This is a genomic window from Ramlibacter ginsenosidimutans (assembly GCF_016654015.1).
Classification (GTDB): Bacteria; Pseudomonadota; Gammaproteobacteria; order Burkholderiales; family Burkholderiaceae_C; genus Ramlibacter; species Ramlibacter ginsenosidimutans.
Window position 1 is genome coordinate 18,119 of sequence record NZ_JAEPWM010000015.1, and the last position, 14,754, is coordinate 32,872.

General features: G+C 69.2%; 13 protein-coding genes. 4 read left to right on the top strand and 9 right to left on the bottom strand.

The features are described 5' to 3' along the window. Positions 1-12: 12 nt before the first annotated feature. The 8 genes from JJB11_RS23955 to JJB11_RS23990 form a co-directional block, all read right to left on the bottom strand. Positions 13-1,218 carry an ABC transporter substrate-binding protein gene (locus tag JJB11_RS23955; RefSeq protein WP_201177562.1) on the bottom strand — a complete coding sequence of 402 codons (1,206 nt, stop codon included), beginning with the start codon at positions 1,216-1,218 and terminating at the stop codon, positions 13-15. 32 nt (positions 1,219-1,250) lie between these two features. Continuing rightward, a complete protein-coding gene (locus JJB11_RS23960) occupies positions 1,251-2,306 on the bottom strand; it encodes a branched-chain amino acid ABC transporter permease (protein WP_201177564.1) in 1,056 nt (351 codons plus the stop codon). A gap of 1 nt (position 2,307) precedes the next feature. Further along, positions 2,308-3,180, bottom strand: coding sequence for a branched-chain amino acid ABC transporter permease (locus JJB11_RS23965; protein ID WP_201177566.1), 873 nt, complete (start codon positions 3,178-3,180; stop codon positions 2,308-2,310). A 9-nt stretch (positions 3,181-3,189) separates the two neighbouring features. Continuing rightward, the gene (locus JJB11_RS23970) at positions 3,190-3,906 is read right to left on the bottom strand and encodes an ABC transporter ATP-binding protein (protein WP_201177568.1); all 717 of its coding nucleotides are present in this window, start codon (positions 3,904-3,906) and stop codon (positions 3,190-3,192) included. Further along, positions 3,906-4,718 (bottom strand): ABC transporter ATP-binding protein, encoded by an 813-nt coding sequence (locus tag JJB11_RS23975; protein ID WP_201177571.1) that lies wholly within the window; start codon positions 4,716-4,718, stop codon positions 3,906-3,908. Before JJB11_RS23975 ends, JJB11_RS23970 begins: the two co-directional genes overlap by 1 nt. Before the next feature lie 117 nt (positions 4,719-4,835). Beyond that, positions 4,836-5,525 carry a DUF1345 domain-containing protein gene (locus tag JJB11_RS23980; protein WP_201177573.1) on the bottom strand — a complete coding sequence of 230 codons (690 nt, stop codon included), beginning with the start codon at positions 5,523-5,525 and terminating at the stop codon, positions 4,836-4,838. A gap of 158 nt (positions 5,526-5,683) precedes the next feature. Continuing rightward, the gene (locus JJB11_RS23985; protein ID WP_201177575.1) at positions 5,684-6,235 is read right to left on the bottom strand and encodes a cytochrome b; all 552 of its coding nucleotides are present in this window, start codon (positions 6,233-6,235) and stop codon (positions 5,684-5,686) included. A 20-nt stretch (positions 6,236-6,255) separates the two neighbouring features. Further along, positions 6,256-7,839, bottom strand: coding sequence for an MFS transporter (locus JJB11_RS23990; RefSeq protein ID WP_201177577.1), 1,584 nt, complete (start codon positions 7,837-7,839; stop codon positions 6,256-6,258). Positions 7,840-7,931: 92 nt separating this feature from the next. Between JJB11_RS23990 and JJB11_RS23995 the strand changes: the two genes are divergently transcribed. After that, positions 7,932-8,750 (top strand): aldo/keto reductase, encoded by an 819-nt coding sequence (locus JJB11_RS23995; RefSeq protein WP_201177579.1) that lies wholly within the window; start codon positions 7,932-7,934, stop codon positions 8,748-8,750. 196 nt (positions 8,751-8,946) lie between these two features. On the opposite strand, the gene JJB11_RS24000 is transcribed toward JJB11_RS23995, so the two are convergent. After that, positions 8,947-12,534 (bottom strand): indolepyruvate ferredoxin oxidoreductase family protein, encoded by a 3,588-nt coding sequence (locus JJB11_RS24000; protein WP_201177581.1) that lies wholly within the window; start codon positions 12,532-12,534, stop codon positions 8,947-8,949. Positions 12,535-12,648: 114 nt separating this feature from the next. Between JJB11_RS24000 and JJB11_RS24005 the strand changes: the two genes are divergently transcribed. The 3 genes from JJB11_RS24005 (at position 12,649) to paaB (ending at position 14,749) form a co-directional block, all read left to right on the top strand. Continuing rightward, positions 12,649-13,158: an Lrp/AsnC family transcriptional regulator gene (locus JJB11_RS24005; protein ID WP_201177582.1), complete on the top strand. Its 510-nt coding sequence runs from the start codon at positions 12,649-12,651 to the stop codon at positions 13,156-13,158. A gap of 146 nt (positions 13,159-13,304) precedes the next feature. Then, on the top strand, positions 13,305-14,312 hold the full coding sequence (gene paaA / locus JJB11_RS24010) for a 1,2-phenylacetyl-CoA epoxidase subunit PaaA (protein ID WP_201177583.1): 1,008 nt from the start codon (positions 13,305-13,307) through the stop codon (positions 14,310-14,312). A gap of 143 nt (positions 14,313-14,455) precedes the next feature. Next, positions 14,456-14,749: a 1,2-phenylacetyl-CoA epoxidase subunit PaaB gene (gene paaB / locus JJB11_RS24015; RefSeq protein WP_201177584.1), complete on the top strand. Its 294-nt coding sequence runs from the start codon at positions 14,456-14,458 to the stop codon at positions 14,747-14,749. Positions 14,750-14,754: the final 5 nt, after the last annotated feature.

Below are 14,754 nucleotides of genomic sequence, written 5' to 3' on the forward strand. Positions count from 1 at the left end.
GCTGCGCGGCTGCTACTTCACCGCCATGGGCTCGCCGAAGCCCTCCCAGGTCTTGCCGTCGAACTTCACCAGCTGCATGGTCTGGAACGGGGCGTAGTCGTTCGGCCCCGTCTGCGCGACCACGCCCGGCAGCGCCATCGGAATCTGGTAGTTCAGGCTGGCGGCCTGCTTCATCACGTTCTCGCGCGTGAGGTTGTTGCCGCACTGCCTGAGCACCTGCGCCGTGAGCTGCGCCGCCGCCAGGCCGTACGCCGCGCTGCCGTCCAGGGGATCGACGTCGGGGGCGTATTTCTTCAGCAGCGCCAGGTAGTCCTTCATCGCGGGGTCGTTCGCCCACTTGGGATCGGTCGGATCCTTGATGTACTGCATCGAGATCAGGCCGACGGACTTGTCGAGGCCGGCGGGCTTGAGCACCGAGCCCACGCTGGCCGAGACCTGGTTCAGGTAGTGCACCGGCTTCCAGCCGACGTCGGCCACCTTGCGGATCGCCTGCGCCGCGAACTTCGGCGTCGTGATGTTGAAGAAGATGTCGGCCCCGGAACCCTGCAGCGTCACGATCTGCGAGTCGACCGTCGGGTCCGTGACTTCATAGGTCACGGTCTTCACGACCATCGTCTTGCCCTTGTCGCCCAGGCCGTCCATGAAGCCCTTGAGGTAGTCCTTGCCGTAGTCGTCGTTCTGGTAGAGGATCGCGATCTTCCCGTTGGGGTGGTTGCGCAGGATGTCCTGCGCGTACAGCCGGCCCTCGCTCTGGTAGTTGGGATTGAAGCCCATGGTCCAGGGGAAGTCCTTCGGGTCGTTCCACTTGGAGGCGCCGGTGGCGAGGAAGAGGTGCGGCACCTTCTTCTGGTTCATGTACTTGTGGATGGCCGAATTCGACGGCGTTCCCAGCGTGCTGACCGTGAACAGCACCTCGTCCTGCTCCACCAGCCTGCGGATCATCTCCACCGTCTTGGGCGGGCTGTAGCCGTCGTCCAGGCTGATGTAGTTGATCTTGCGGCCGTTGATGCCGCCCTGCTCGTTGAGCATCTTGAAGTACGCGGCCTCGACCTTGCCGATCGAGCCGTAGGCGGACGCCGGACCGCTGTACGGGATGGTGTTGCCTATCTTGATCTCGGTGTCGCTGGCACCCGGCCCGTACTGCTTCTGGGCGAAGGCCGGCGCCGCCGCGAGCGCGAGCCCGACGGCGGCCAGTGCGATGCAGTTCTTGATCGACATGGAGCTTCCTTTCTGGGACACGGGTACGGCAATCACGCCGCGGGAGGATGCCGGCGCGCGCGGCGCCGCCAGCGCTGCGAGGCCAGGCGCAAGGCGCCCGCGATGCCGGTGGGCATCACGTACATGAAGAGGATCATCAGCGCGCCGTAGATGGCCCACGGCGCCGCCTTCGAGACCTGGTCGGCGACGTTGGGCACGAACTGGATGAACATCGCGCCCCAGATCGCACCGGTGATGGAGGCCAGGCCGCCCACCACCATGCCCACCAGCAGCGAGATGGACAGGAAGATCGTGAAGCTGTCCGGCGCGACGAAGGCCACCGCGATCGCGCCCAGCGCGCCCGCAACACCCGTGAACATCGCGCTGACCCCGAAGGCGAGCGACTTGTACAGCGCAGTGTCGATGCCCATGGTCGCGGCCGCGATGGGCTGGTCGCGGATCGCGATCAGCGCGCGGCCCACGCGCCCGCGCAGCAGGTTCCAGCCGAGGATGAACATCAGCACCGTGACGAACAGCGCGAACAGGTAGAACCAGCGATCGGGATTGAGCTTGAGTCCGAACAGCGAGGCGATCGGCGGGTCGGGCTTGATCAGCGAGATGCCCTGCACGCCGCCGGTCCATTGCTCGAGGTGCTTGTATTTCAGCACCTGCGGCAGCGCCACGCCCAGCGCGAAGGTGGCCAGCGCGAGGTACACGCCTTCCAGCCGCAGAGCGGGCAGCCCGAACAGGAAGCCCACCACCAGGCACACCAGGCCGGCCGCGGGGACGCACAGCCAGTAAGGCACGTTGTGCTGGTCCATCAGGATGGCCGTGACGTAGGCTCCGATGGCATAGAACGCGCCGTGCCCCAGCGAGATCTGGCCGTTGTAACCGGTGAGGATGTTGAGTCCCAGCAAGGCGATCGCGTAGGTCAGCACCATCGAGAACTGGAACACCCGGTAGTTGCTCACCAGGAAGGGCAGGGCCGCGGCCGCGAGCACGACCAGCACGGCGACGACGGTCCATGCAGGCGACCAGCCGCGGACCGCGCCCGCGGCCTGTGGCGGCGCCAGCGGCGCGAGCTCGGGGGAGGGCGTGACGGTGCTCATCTCAGACCCGCTGCACGATCACGCGGCCGAAGAGGCCCGCGGGCCGCACCACCAGCACGCCCACGATCAGCACGAGGGCGACCGTGAGCTTCAGCTCGGTGCCGATGACGTAGGCACCCACCAGGTTCTCCAGCACGCCGACGATGAAGCCGCCCGCCACGGCGCCGCCGGGGCTGTCGATGCCGCCCACGAGCGCCGCTGCGAACGCGTACAGGATCACGCCCGTCATCATGTTCGGGTCGAGGAAGACCACGGGCGCGACCATCATCCCGGCCGTCGCACCGATGGCGGAGGCGAGGCCCCAGCCCAGCGCCAGCATCCAGCCGACGCGGATGCCCACCAGCCGGCTCGAGTCCGGGTTCTGCGCCGCCGCGCGCATGGCGAGCCCGAGCGGCGTGAACCGGAAGAAGGCGTACACCAGCAGGAGCACCACCATGGTCACGCAGATGGAGCCCAGCTCGTGGGCGGAGACGATGTGCAGCCCGAACGGCGCCGCGCTGGGGAAGGGGCTCGGGAAGGACTTGATCGTGTACGTGAAGATCCAGCCGGCCAGGCTGTTGAGGATCAGGATCAGCCCGATGAACACCACCACCACCGTGAGCACGGGCGCGCGTTCGACCGGGCGGATCAGGATGCGTTCGATCGCGACGCCCAGCACGAAGGAGAGGACGACCGTCGCGAAGAACGCCGTCCAGTACGGCCAGCCCGCCTGGATCATCGTCCAGCACAGGTAGGTGGCGAACATCGCGAGCTCGCCCTGCGCGAAGTTCACCAGCCGGGTGGCGTTGTGGATCATCACCAGCGCGAGCGCCAGGCTCGCATAGATGCCGCCGGTGGCGAGTCCCGCGACGACCTGGTGCAGGAAGGCTTCCATGCGGCTCCTTCAGTATCCGAGGTAGGCGCGGCGCACCGCGTCGTCGTCCATCAGCTCGCGGCTGGCGCCCGAGCGCACGATGGTGCCGGTCTCCAGCAGGTGCGCGTGGTCCGCCAGCCGCAGGGCCATGGCGGCGTTCTGTTCCACCAGCAGGATGGTGACCTGCTGCGACCGGTTGATCTCGCGCATGACCTCGAAGATCTCCTTCACTACCAGCGGCGCGAGCCCGAACGACGGCTCGTCCAGCAGCAGCAGGCGCGGGCGCAGCATCAGCGCACGCGCGACGGCCAGCATCTGCTGCTGTCCGCCGGACAGCGTGCCGGCCTGCTGCCGCCGCCGCTCCGCCAGGATTGGGAACAGCCGGTACATGCGCTCGTAGTCCTGCGCGATGCCGGCACGGTCGCGGCGGGCGTAGGCGCCCAGGCGCAGGTTCTCCTCGGTCGTGAGGTCGGTGAAGGTGCCGCGCCCGTCCGGCACGTGCGCGACGCCCAGGCGCACGATGTCCTCGGTGGACTTGCCGGTGATGCGCTGGCCTTCGAACAGCACTTCGCCGCTGGTGCGCACCATGCCGCACAGCGCCCGCAAGGTCGTGGTCTTGCCCGCGCCGTTGGCGCCCAGCAGCGCGGTGATGCTGCCCTCGGGAATGGCGAAGTCCAGGCCATGCAGGACCTCGGTGGGACCGTAGCCTGCACGCAGCTGGCGCACTTCGAGCAGCGGGGCGGCCATCAGCTCTCGGTCCCCAGGTAGGCCTGGATCACTTCGGGGTGCGCACGCACCTGCGCCGGTGTGCCCTCGGCGATCTTGCGTCCGAAGTTCAGGGCGACGACGTGGTCGGACACGCTCATCACGAGGCCCATGTGGTGTTCGACCAGCAGCACGGTCAGGTGGAACTGGTCGCGGATGCGCCGGATGAGCGTCCCCAGCGCGCCGACTTCCTCGTGGTTCAGGCCGGCCGCGGGTTCGTCCAGCAGCAGCAGCCGGGGTTCGCTCGCGAGCGCCCGGCCCAATTCCACGCGCTTGCGCGAGCCGAAGGGCAGCTCCGCCACGCGCGTGTCGGCGACCGGCTCCAGCCCGAGGAAGCGCACCAGCTCGCGAGCGCGGCGGGACGAATCCTCTTCCTCCGCCGCGACGCCGGGCAGCCGCAGCGCGTTGGCGAGGAAGCCCTTGCGGGTGCGCGCATGGCGGCCGACCTTGATGTTGTCGAGCACGCTCATGCTGCCGAAGAGAGCGAGGTTCTGGAAGGTGCGACCGATGCCCAGGCCGGCGACCTGGTGGCGCGCCACGGATTCCAGCGGCTGGCCGTCGAAGCGGATGCGGCCCTCGCTGTAGCCGTAGAGCCGCGACAGGCAGTTGAACAGGGTCGTCTTGCCGGCGCCGTTCGGGCCGATCAGGCCCGCGACCTGGCCGCGCTGCACGTCGAAGGAAACGCCGTCGAGCGCGGTGATGCCGCCGAAGCGCACGCAGAGGTCTCGCACGGAAAGCAGCGGCGCTTCCGCGGGGGCGGCGGCAACCAAACGCGCTTCCTCGTGTACCTGCATGTGCGGACCTCGGGACGGCGGGAGAGGCCTGCATGCTTCCACGCAAAGCCGGAGCCGGCGGCTGGTGTTTTCCCGCAGGCTGTCGCGCAGGCTACGCCGGCGGCGCCGGCGCTGCGATCAGCCCATCGCGCCCGCGGCGACGTTGATCGACAGCGCCAGCAGGCTCGCGTTGAAGAAGAACGAGACGATGCAGTGCACGGTGCCGACCGGGCGCAGGGTCGACCCCTCGAAGCTGATGTCGGCGGTCTGCGCGGAGGTGCCGATGACGCAGGAAAAATGGAAGAAGTCGGCGTACAGGGGATCGGGCGTGCCGGGGAAGTCCAGCGGGTCGGGTGCGCCGCTGAGCCGCGCCAGGTAGAAGTCGTGCGCGTAGTGCAGCGCGAAGACGGTCTGCGTGAACAGCCAGGAGCTCACGATGGTCAGCGCCGACAGCGCGATGTGCAGCACGCGCGTGCTGCCGTGCTGGCTCTTCACCAGCGTGAGCTGGGTGCCGACGGCCAGCATCACTGCGACGGCCGCGAGCACGACCACCACGAGGATGGTCACGCGTCCCTGGTCCTGCGTCAGGGCGCGGCGCTTGATGGCGTCGATGTCCGTGGTGTGCGCCAGCTGCCATGTGAGCGCCAGGTTCATCAGCGCGCCGGCGTTCCAGGCGATCAGCGTGGATGCCGCGCCGGAGAGCCGTCCCGACATGGCGACGATCACGTACACGGCGAGGCCGAAGACCACCGAGGACAGCAGGCGTGGCCGCGCCCGCAGGGCCGGCCAGAGGCGGGCGTGCTTGCGTTCCGCGGGCTTCGACGTCATCGCGGGCTTCCCGTCAGCTGCGGGCGCTCTGTGAAAGGATGGGGCATCAGGGCGCACATTATGGGAGCGCGCGCCGGCCCGGGGCAGCCCCGCGCGTCAGGCGAGGGCGTCCGCGTTCGGCGTCGTGAAGCCGACGCGGTCCGGCGCGCGCCGCCTGGTCAGCCGCGGCGCGGCCACATGCGATCGAACACGCGGTCGCGGTCGACCAGCAGGTGCTTGAAGCCGCCCAGCACGTGCAGCGACACGAGCACCACCAGGGTCCAGACCAGGATCTCGTGGAAGCCGAAGAACTGTTCGGCCGTGTCGCGCACGGGCGTGAGGCCGGCGTTCGTCGACGGGCCGAAGAAATGCAGGCCCGCCTTGCTGTACACCGAACCGATGATGCCGGTCAGCGGGAGCAGCACCATGACCAGGTAGAGCAGCCACTGCACGATGTGCGAGAGCCTGGCCTGCCACGGCGGCACGCCGGCGGGCAGCGGCTCGGGCCGGTGGAAGATGCGCCAGAGCACGCGCAGCAGCACCAGCGTCGCCAGGATCAGGCCGACGGACTGGTGCAGGTTGATCCAGGCGCGGCCGCCCGGCTCGTGTTCCACCGTCATCATCCACCAGCCCAGGCCGGCCATGAAGACGATCAGCGCGGCCAGCACCCAGTGCAGGACGATCGCAGGAGTGGAATAGCGCCAGGGCGTGGAAGCTTGCACAGAGGGCATGGTCTCTTTTTTCTCCAGGGTCAACGATTCGCTTGGGCGGCGTGCTTGCGCAGGTCCATGCAAGGCGCGCGCGCGGCGGCCAGGGCCCCCAGCCCGGCGAACACTGCCAGGGCGCCGAAGACGATCCGGAACGCGTGCGCCACGTGTGCGGGGTCCAGGCCCTGCAGATGCAGGCTTTCGCCGATCGCGCTGCCTTGCGGGCGCAGCAGGATGAAGGCCAGCCCGCCGAACGCCGCGGTGCCGAGTGTCGCACCGGTGGACCGCGTGAGCGACAGCAGGGCCGATGCCGCGCCCAGGCGCTCCCGCCCGGCGAGGATCTGGGTGGCGAGCTGCGCGCTCGGCATCACGGTGCCCAAGCCCAGGCCGCAGACGGCCGCCGCCACGGTGATGATCCACGGCACCGGCGGCAGCAGGGCCAGCGCCAGCACCGCGAGCGCAGCGGCGCCCATGCCCCAGGGCGGCAGCTTGCCGCTGATGCCGGTGCGGGCGCTCACGCGGCTGTTGAGGGTCGATCCCGCGACCAGGCCGCCCGTGAGCGGCAGCAGCTGCAGGCCGGCGTCGAGCGCGTTCGAGTGATGCGCCACCTGCAGGTAGATCGGCAGCAGGAACAGCAGGCCGAACATGGTGCCTGCGAAGGCAACGACGGAGGCGCAGATCCAGGGCACGCTCGGCAAGCGCAGGATGGCCAGGGGCAAAAAGGCGTTCGGATGGCGGCGCTGCTGGCCCGCGAGCAGGACGCCGGACACCAGCGCCACGGCGGCGAAGGCCGCGCTCGCGATCGACACGAAGGGGAAGCCATGGCCCACCTCGCCGAACCACAGGAGCGCGCTGGCCGCGCAGACCACGAACAGGGCGAAACCCGCGGGATCGTACGGCGCGTGCCGCGCAGGCGATGGCTGGGGCTTGGGCAGGCGGGTGATCCGCCACGCGGCGAGCACGGCGAGCGGCAGGTTGGCGAGGAACAGCCAGCGCCAGTCGCCGTGGTGCACGACGAAGCCGCCGATCAAGGGTCCGCCGACGCTGGACACCGTGAAGATCAGCGCGAAGTAGCCCTGGTAGCGGGGCCGCTCCCAGGGCGGAACGAGTTCGCCGATCAGCGACTGCGACAGCACCATCAGGCCGCCGCCTCCGAGTCCCTGCAGCACGCGTGCCGCGATCAGCAGGCGCATGGTGGGCGCCACGGTGCAGGCCAGCGAGCCGAGTGCGAAGATCGTGAGGGCCAGCAGCATCACGTTGCGGCGGCCGAAGCGGTCACCGAGCCGTCCGTACAGCGGCGCCGTGATGGTCGCGGCGAGCAGGTAGCCCGCGGCGATCCAGGAGGTCTCGCTCAGCCCGCCCAGTTCCTGCGCGATGCGCGGCGTGGCGGTGACCAGCAGCGTCTGGTCCACCGCGCCCATGAACATGGGCAGCATCACCGCGCTGAACAGCGCGGTGAAGGTCGTCAGTTCGGTGGGCGCGGCCGTGGGCTGCTCGGCGGCCTGCGGGCCGAAGTGCGAGTCTTCGTGGCCCGTCGTCGAGGAAGGCAGGCTGCCCTCCGAGACCAGGTCCGGCGCCTCCGTGTCCGCAGCGTCGGCGGCCGCCTGGGTTTGCTCTTCTTCGCTCACCCGGCGATGCTACGCGAGCGGAACGCCGCTTGCAGCGAGGAGTCGGCGGGCTCCTACAGACATTCGCCGCAAACCTGACCGGAATCCAATCCATGCACACGCGAACCATCCCTTCCACCGGCGAGCCGCTGCCCGTGATCGGCTGCGGGACCTACGTCGGCTTCGATCTCGCGCCGTCCGACCCGGCGTTCGCCGCCTTGCGCGGCGTGGTCTCGGCGCTGCTCGATGCGGGCGGCACCGTCCTGGACAGCTCGCCCATGTACGGCCAGGCCGAGGCGGCACTCGGACAGGTGCTGGCCGACACCGGCCTGCGGCCGCGCGCCTTCCTTGCCACCAAGGTGTGGACCAGCGGGCGCGCGGCGGGCCTGCGCGAGATGGAGAACTCGCTCCGCCTGCTGCGCACCGACACGCTGGACCTGATGCAGGTGCACAACCTGGTGGACTGGCGCACGCAGCTGGCGAGCGTGCGCGAGTGGCAGCGCGCGGGAAGGGTGCGCTACGCCGGCATCACGCACTACACGTCGTCCGCCTACGCGGAGGTCGAGGCCGTGGTGCGCAGCGAGCCGCTGGACTTCCTGCAGATCAACTACTCGGTGCAGGAGCGCGAGGCTGCGCACCGCCTGCTGCCGCTCGCGGCCGAGCGCGGCGTCGCGGTGCTCGTGAACCGGCCCTTCGGCGGCGGTGGCTTGATGCGGCGCCTGCGCAGCAAGCCCTTGCCGCCGTGGGCGGCGGAGATCGGCTGCACCACCTGGTCGCAAGTGCTGCTGAAGTTCGTGCTGTCGCATCCTGCCGTGACCTGCGTCATTCCCGGCAGCGGATCGCCGGAGCACATGGCGCAGAACGCGAACGCGGGCATGGGAGCCATTCCCGAATCGGCCTGGTGGGACGACAAGGCGAAGGCGTTCTCGTAGGCTGGTGGTGAGCCGCAGGCGAACCCCAGCTCGCTGCGCTACGCTGGATCGCTGGGGTTCGCGTTGCTCACCGCCAGCCTACGACACCCGGACACGGGGAGTGAAGCGAAAACTGTAGGCTGGTGGTGAGCCGCAGGCGAACCCCAGCTCGCGGCGGTCCGCCGGATCGCCAGGGTTCGCGTCGCTCCCTGCCAGCCTATGACGACGCAACGCTCGTGACGGCAATGCCGCGGATCTGCCCCGCCTCGCGCCTGGCCTCCGGCCGCGGATAGGTCGCCGGGTCGAACCGGTGCAGCAGCTCCGCCTCGCGCACGCGCGCCAGCACGACGTTGGCGAGCTTCACGTGGCCGTAGCCGCGCATCGAGAGCGGCAGGGCCGCGATGTCGGTCGCGGTCTTGATGCGTGAAGCATCCAGCGCGGGCAGAAGCGCCTCGATGCGCGCGCGGTAGGCCGCGACCAGTTCGCGTTCCAGTCGCCGCTCCGCCGTGCGGCCGAAGAGGTCGAGCGCCGTGCCGCGCAGGCGGCGGCCTTGCGCCAGCAGCTTCATGAAGGGCAGCATCCAGCCGCCCAGGCGCACCTTCCTCGGCGCCTGTCCCGCGCGGGCCCGGCTGATCACCGGCGGCGCCATGTAGAACTCCAGCTGCACCTGCCCCTGGAACTGCTGCTTGAGCGAGCGGACGAACTCGCCGTCGGTGTAGAGCCGCGCCACCTCGTATTCGTCCTTGTACGCCATCAGCTTGAGCAAGGCCTGGGCCACCGTGCGCGTGAAGGGCAGGCTGGCGTCCGCGCCCAGCGCCTGCTCGCGCGTACGCACCTTCGCGACGAAGTCCGCATAACGGCGTGCGTAGGCCGCATCCTGGTACGCGGTGAGGTGCGCCATGCCTCGCGAGACGATCGCGTCCAGCGTGTCGGGCGCAGGAGCTTGCACCGCCTCGCCGCGCAGCAAGGCCGCGATGGCCTCCGGCTCGGCGGCGGCCAGCCGGCCGAGCGAGAGCGCCAGCTTGTTCTGGTCCACCGCCACACCATTGAGTTCGATCGCGCGCAGCAGCGCTTCCAGGCTCAGGGGCACCAGCGCCCGCTGCCACGCAGCGCCCAGTGCCACGATGTTGGAGAAGATCGAGTCGCCCAGGAAGGCCTCGGCGAGCGCCTGCGCGTCCAGCGTCTCGACGCGCTCCGCGCCCGCGGCGAAGCGCAGCTTCTCCAGCAGTTGCGGCACCTTCAGCGACGCATCGGGATTGCGTAGGCTTTCGGCCACCGGCACTTCGTGCGTGTTGGCGAGGATGCGCGTGCGGCCGTGGCGCACGGTGGCGAGCGCATCGGGCGATGCGCCCACCACGAGGTCGCAGGCGAGCAGGGCATCGGCCTGCTGCGTGTCGATGCGCACCTGGTTCAGCCGCTCCGCGCGATCGGCGAAGCGCACGAAGCTCAGGACCGAGCCGCCCTTCTGCGCGAAGCCCATGAAGTCCAGCACGCTGGCGCTCTTGCCTTCCAGGTGCGCGGCCATCGCGACCAGCGCGCCGACGGTGACCACCCCCGTGCCGCCGACGCCGGTCACCAGCAGGTCGTACGGGCCGGTCCAGGTGTGCGCAGCGGGACGGGGCAGCGCCGCGACCCGCCTCTGGAAGTCGTCGGCGCTCTCCGCGAGGGCGCCGGCGCGCTTGCGCGGCTGGCCACCCAGCACGCCCACGAAGCTCGGACAGAAGCCCTTGGCGCAGGAGTAGTCCTTGTTGCAACTGCTCTGGTCGATCTTGCGCTTGCGGCCGAGGGGCGTTTCCAGCGGCTGCACCGCGACGCAATTGCTCTGCACCGAGCAGTCGCCGCAGCCCTCGCAGACGCGGTCATTGATGAACAGGCGCCGCGCCGGATCCACCAGCTCCCCCTTCTTGCGCCGCCGCCGCTTTTCCGCCGCGCAGGTCTGCTCGTAGATCAGCACCGTCACGCCGGGCATCTCGCGCAAGCGCCGCTGCACGGCGTCGAGTTCGGCGCGGTCGTGGAACTCGGTCCCGGCCGGGAAGCGGTTGCGGATGGCGTCGTACTTGCCGATGGCGTCCGAGAGCACGACGACCTTCTTCACGCCCTCGGCCTCCACCTGCCGCGCGATGCCGTCGACGCTGATGATGCCGTCCACCGGCTGGCCGCCGGTCATGGCGACGGCATCGTTGAAGAGGATCTTGTAGGTGAGCGTGGCGCGCGCCGCGACGGCCTGGCGGATCGCGAGATAGCCCGAGTGGTAGTAGGTGCCGTCGCCCAGGTTCTGGAAGACGTGCGGCACCTTCGTGAACATCGCGTGCGAGACCCAGTCGACCCCTTCGCCGCCCATCTGGATCAGGCCTTCGGTGTCGCGGTCCATCCAGCTCGCCATGAAGTGGCAGCCGATGCCGGCCTGCGCGTGCGAACCCTCGGGCACCTTGGTCGAGGTGTTGTGCGGGCAGCCGGCGCAGAAGTAGGGCAGGCGCTTGACGCTGTCGCTCTCGTTGGAGAGCAGCCCGGGCAGCGTGAAGTCGCGCACGAGGTGGCGCCGGTCGAGGTCGGGGAAATGACCCACCAGCCATTGCGCGACGATCTCGATCAGGCGCGACGGCCGCAGTTCGCCGAGCGCGGAGACCAGCGGGCGCTCGTGTGCGTCGCGCTTGCCGACGATCACGGGCCGCTCCGCCGCGTTGTAGAACAGCGAGCGCAGCTGCTCCTCGACCACCGGCCCCTTCTCCTCGATCACCAGCACTTCCTGCAGGCCTTGCGCGAACGCCTGCATGCGCGTCGGTTCGATGGGATAGGTCAGGCCCAGCTTGTAGATGCGCACGCCGTGCGCGGCGAGCGTCTCGAGCGGAATGTCCAGGCGGCGCAGGACTTCCATGAAGTCGTAGTGCGCCTTGCCGGCGGTGACGATGCCCACGCGCGCACCCTCGCTCGCGACGACGTGCCGGTCGATGCTGTTCACGCGCGCGAAGGCGCGCACGGCGTCCAGCTTGGCGTGCAGTCGCTGCTCGATGGTGAGCGAGGGCAGGTCGGGCCAGCGGTAGTGCAGGCCGCCCGCGGGCGGCACGTACCCGGTGACCTGGCGCACCGTGTCCGCGTCCTGCCAGGCGGCCACTCGCGCGTTGACCAGGTCGAGGTCCACGGTCGCCGCGCTTTCGACTACTTCGGACAGGGCGGTGAAGCCGACCCAGTTGCCGGAGAAGCGGGACAGCGCCCAGCCGTAGAGGCCGAACTCCAGGTACTCCGCGACGTTCGCCGGCGACACGATGGGCGCGTGCATGGCCTGGAAGGCCTGGTCGCTCTGGTGCGGCATCGACGAGGACACGCAGCCGTGGTCGTCGCCCGCCACCATCAGCACGCCCCCATGCGGCGAGGCGCCATACGCGTTGCCGTGCTTGAGGGCGTCGCCCGCGCGATCCACGCCCGGGCCCTTGCCGTACCAGAGCGCGAACACGCCGGTACAGGTGCGCTCGGGATCCGCCTCCACGCGCTGCGTGCCCAGCACCGCGGTGGCGCCGAGTTCCTCGTTGATGGCAGGCAGGAAGCGCAGCCCTGCCTGCTCGAACTTCTTGCCGGCTTTCCACACGGCCTGGTCGACCATGCCCAGCGGCGAGCCGCGGTAGCCGCTGATGAAGCCGCGCGTGTCCAGGCCGGCGGCCGCATCGCGCTGCCGCTGCATCAGCATGAGGCGGACCAGCGCCTGGGTGCCCGTGAGGTAGATGGACCCGCCGTTCGCCCACAAGCTGTCGCTCAGCTGGTAGTCGGGTCGGACGATGGGTGCGGCGAGGTCTGCTGCGGTGGCGGCCATGGTGTTTGTCTCCCGGAGCAGAGCTTAGGGTGAGCGGCGGAAAAAGTGCTTCCTCTTTTCTCCAGGAACGCTGGCCCGCGAGAATTTCCTTCTCGCATCCAGCAGAATCGGGGAATGGAACAACTCGACCGCCATGACGTGCTGCTGCTGTCCGAGCTGCAGCGCGACGCGCGCCAGACCGTGCAGCAACTCGCCGAGGCCGTCGGCCTGTCCAGCACGCCCTGCTGGAAACGCGTGAAGGAGATGGAGGCCACCGGCATCATCCGCGGCTACACGGCGCTGGTGGACCGCGAGAAGGTCGGGCTGGCGCTGTGCGTGCTGGCGGAGGTGAACCTCACCCGGCACAACGAGGACGACGTGCGCCGCTTCGAGCAGGCCGTCGCCACGGCGCCGCAGATCGTGAGCTGCTACGCGACCACCGGCCAGGCCGACTACGTGATCAAGGTGCTGGTGCCGGACATCAAGAGCTACGAGACCTTCCTGCACGAAACCGCGTTCAAGCTGCCGGGGGTGACGCACGTGCGCTCCAGCGTCGTGCTCAAGGAAGTGAAGGCGGAGACGCGGCTGCCGCTGGAGGGTGGCGGCGCGCAACCGGTGGCGCGCCGGCGGATACGCCGCGCCTGAGCGCCGAAGCCGCAAGGCAGAGCAACGTTCCTTAGCTCCGCGACGCGGCGGATGCGGGCGACGTCCCTGCGCCCAGCTTGCGCGAAGCGCGGCCAGACTCTATCATCGACCGATCGGTCGGTAAAAGATCCGGCCCAGGAGACCGCATGTACACGCAGGCCATGGACACGCAGGGCAAGGACGGCGAGGCGCGCAAGCCGGTTCGGTCCGCCGAGGAGATGCAGGGCGAGGAGCGCTTCGAGGAGCGCATCGCCTCGGGCGAATTCATCGAGCCCAAGGACTGGATGCCGGACCACTATCGCAAGACGCTGGTGCGGCAGATCAGCCAGCACGCGCATTCGGAGATCGTCGGCATGCTGCCGGAGGGCAACTGGATCACGCGCGCCCCCACGCTCAAACGCAAGGCGATCCTGCTCGCGAAGGTGCAGGACGAAGGCGGCCATGGCCTCTATCTCTATTCCGCCGCCGAGACTCTGGGCACCTCGCGCGACCAGATGCTGGAAGCGCTGCACAGCGGCAAGGCGAAGTACAGCTCGATCTTCAACTACCCGACGCTCACCTGGGCCGATGTCGGCGTGGTCGGCTGGCTGGTGGATGGGGCGGCCATCATGAACCAGGTGCCGATCTGCCGCTGCAGCTACGGGCCGTATGCGCGGGCGATGATCCGCATCTGCCGCGAGGAGAGCTTCCACCAGCGGCAGGGCTACGAGAGCCTGCTCACGATGATGCGCGAGGGCACCGATGCGCAGCGAGCGATGGTGCAGGACGCGGTGAACCGCTGGTGGTGGCCGTCGATCATGATGTTCGGCCCGCCGGACGACCAGTCGCCCAACACGGCGCAGTCCATGCGCTGGGGCATCAAGCGCGTCTCCAACGACGACCTGCGCCAGCGCTTCGTGGACGCGACGGTGCAGCAAGCCGAGGTGCTGGGCGTGACGCTGCCCGACCCCGAGCTCAAGTGGAACGAGCAGCGCGAGCACTACGACTTCGGCGCCATCGACTGGTCCGAATTCTGGAACGTCATCGCCGGCAACGGCCCCTGCAACCGCGAGCGCCTCGCCGCCCGCGTGGACGCATGGGAAGACGGCGCCTGGGTGCGCGACGCCGCGATGGCGTATGCGCGCAAGCAGCAGGGCGAAGCCAAGGCCGCGTGAGCGCTGGCAGGTGAACGCAGAGGACGCAAAGGTGACGCAGAGTTCGCAGAGAAGACATTCATGAGGATGGCTGTCCTTTTGCGTCCTCTGCGAAACCTCTGCGTCCTCTGCGTTCCCTTCTTCGATCAGAAAGGTGTCACAAGATGAGCAACGTGAACAACGAATGGCCCCTGTGGGAAGTGTTCGTGCGCAGCAAGACGGGGCTGGACCACAAGCATTGCGGCAGCCTGCATGCGGTGGATGCGAAGATGGCGATCCAGATGGCGCGCGATGTCTATACGCGGCGGCAGGAAGGCACCAGCGTGTGGGTCGTGCGGTCCGACCAGATCGTCGCCAGCGATCCCGGCGAGAAGGCCATGTACTTCGACCCGATGGAAGACAAGGTGTACCGCCACCCGACCTTCTACCAGCTGCCCGAGTCCGTGGACCACATGTGAGCGCC

What these genes read in the sequence shown, in the direction of transcription:
- paaA (WP_201177583.1), top strand. Translation starts at nt 13,305, where the DNA reads ATGTACACGCAGGCCATGGACACGCAGGGCAAGGACGGCGAGGCGCGC.
- paaB (WP_201177584.1), top strand. Translation starts at nt 14,456, where the DNA reads ATGAGCAACGTGAACAACGAATGGCCCCTGTGGGAAGTGTTCGTGCGC.
- JJB11_RS23955 (WP_201177562.1), bottom strand. Translation starts at nt 1,218, where the DNA reads ATGTCGATCAAGAACTGCATCGCACTGGCCGCCGTCGGGCTCGCGCTC.
- JJB11_RS23965 (WP_201177566.1), bottom strand. Translation starts at nt 3,180, where the DNA reads ATGGAAGCCTTCCTGCACCAGGTCGTCGCGGGACTCGCCACCGGCGGC.
- JJB11_RS24000 (WP_201177581.1), bottom strand. Translation starts at nt 12,534, where the DNA reads ATGGCCGCCACCGCAGCAGACCTCGCCGCACCCATCGTCCGACCCGAC.
- JJB11_RS23995 (WP_201177579.1), top strand. Translation starts at nt 7,932, where the DNA reads ATGCACACGCGAACCATCCCTTCCACCGGCGAGCCGCTGCCCGTGATC.
- JJB11_RS23960 (WP_201177564.1), bottom strand. Translation starts at nt 2,306, where the DNA reads ATGAGCACCGTCACGCCCTCCCCCGAGCTCGCGCCGCTGGCGCCGCCA.
- JJB11_RS23975 (WP_201177571.1), bottom strand. Translation starts at nt 4,718, where the DNA reads ATGCAGGTACACGAGGAAGCGCGTTTGGTTGCCGCCGCCCCCGCGGAA.
- JJB11_RS23985 (WP_201177575.1), bottom strand. Translation starts at nt 6,235, where the DNA reads ATGCCCTCTGTGCAAGCTTCCACGCCCTGGCGCTATTCCACTCCTGCG.
- JJB11_RS23970 (WP_201177568.1), bottom strand. Translation starts at nt 3,906, where the DNA reads ATGGCCGCCCCGCTGCTCGAAGTGCGCCAGCTGCGTGCAGGCTACGGT.
- JJB11_RS24005 (WP_201177582.1), top strand. Translation starts at nt 12,649, where the DNA reads ATGGAACAACTCGACCGCCATGACGTGCTGCTGCTGTCCGAGCTGCAG.
- JJB11_RS23980 (WP_201177573.1), bottom strand. Translation starts at nt 5,525, where the DNA reads ATGACGTCGAAGCCCGCGGAACGCAAGCACGCCCGCCTCTGGCCGGCC.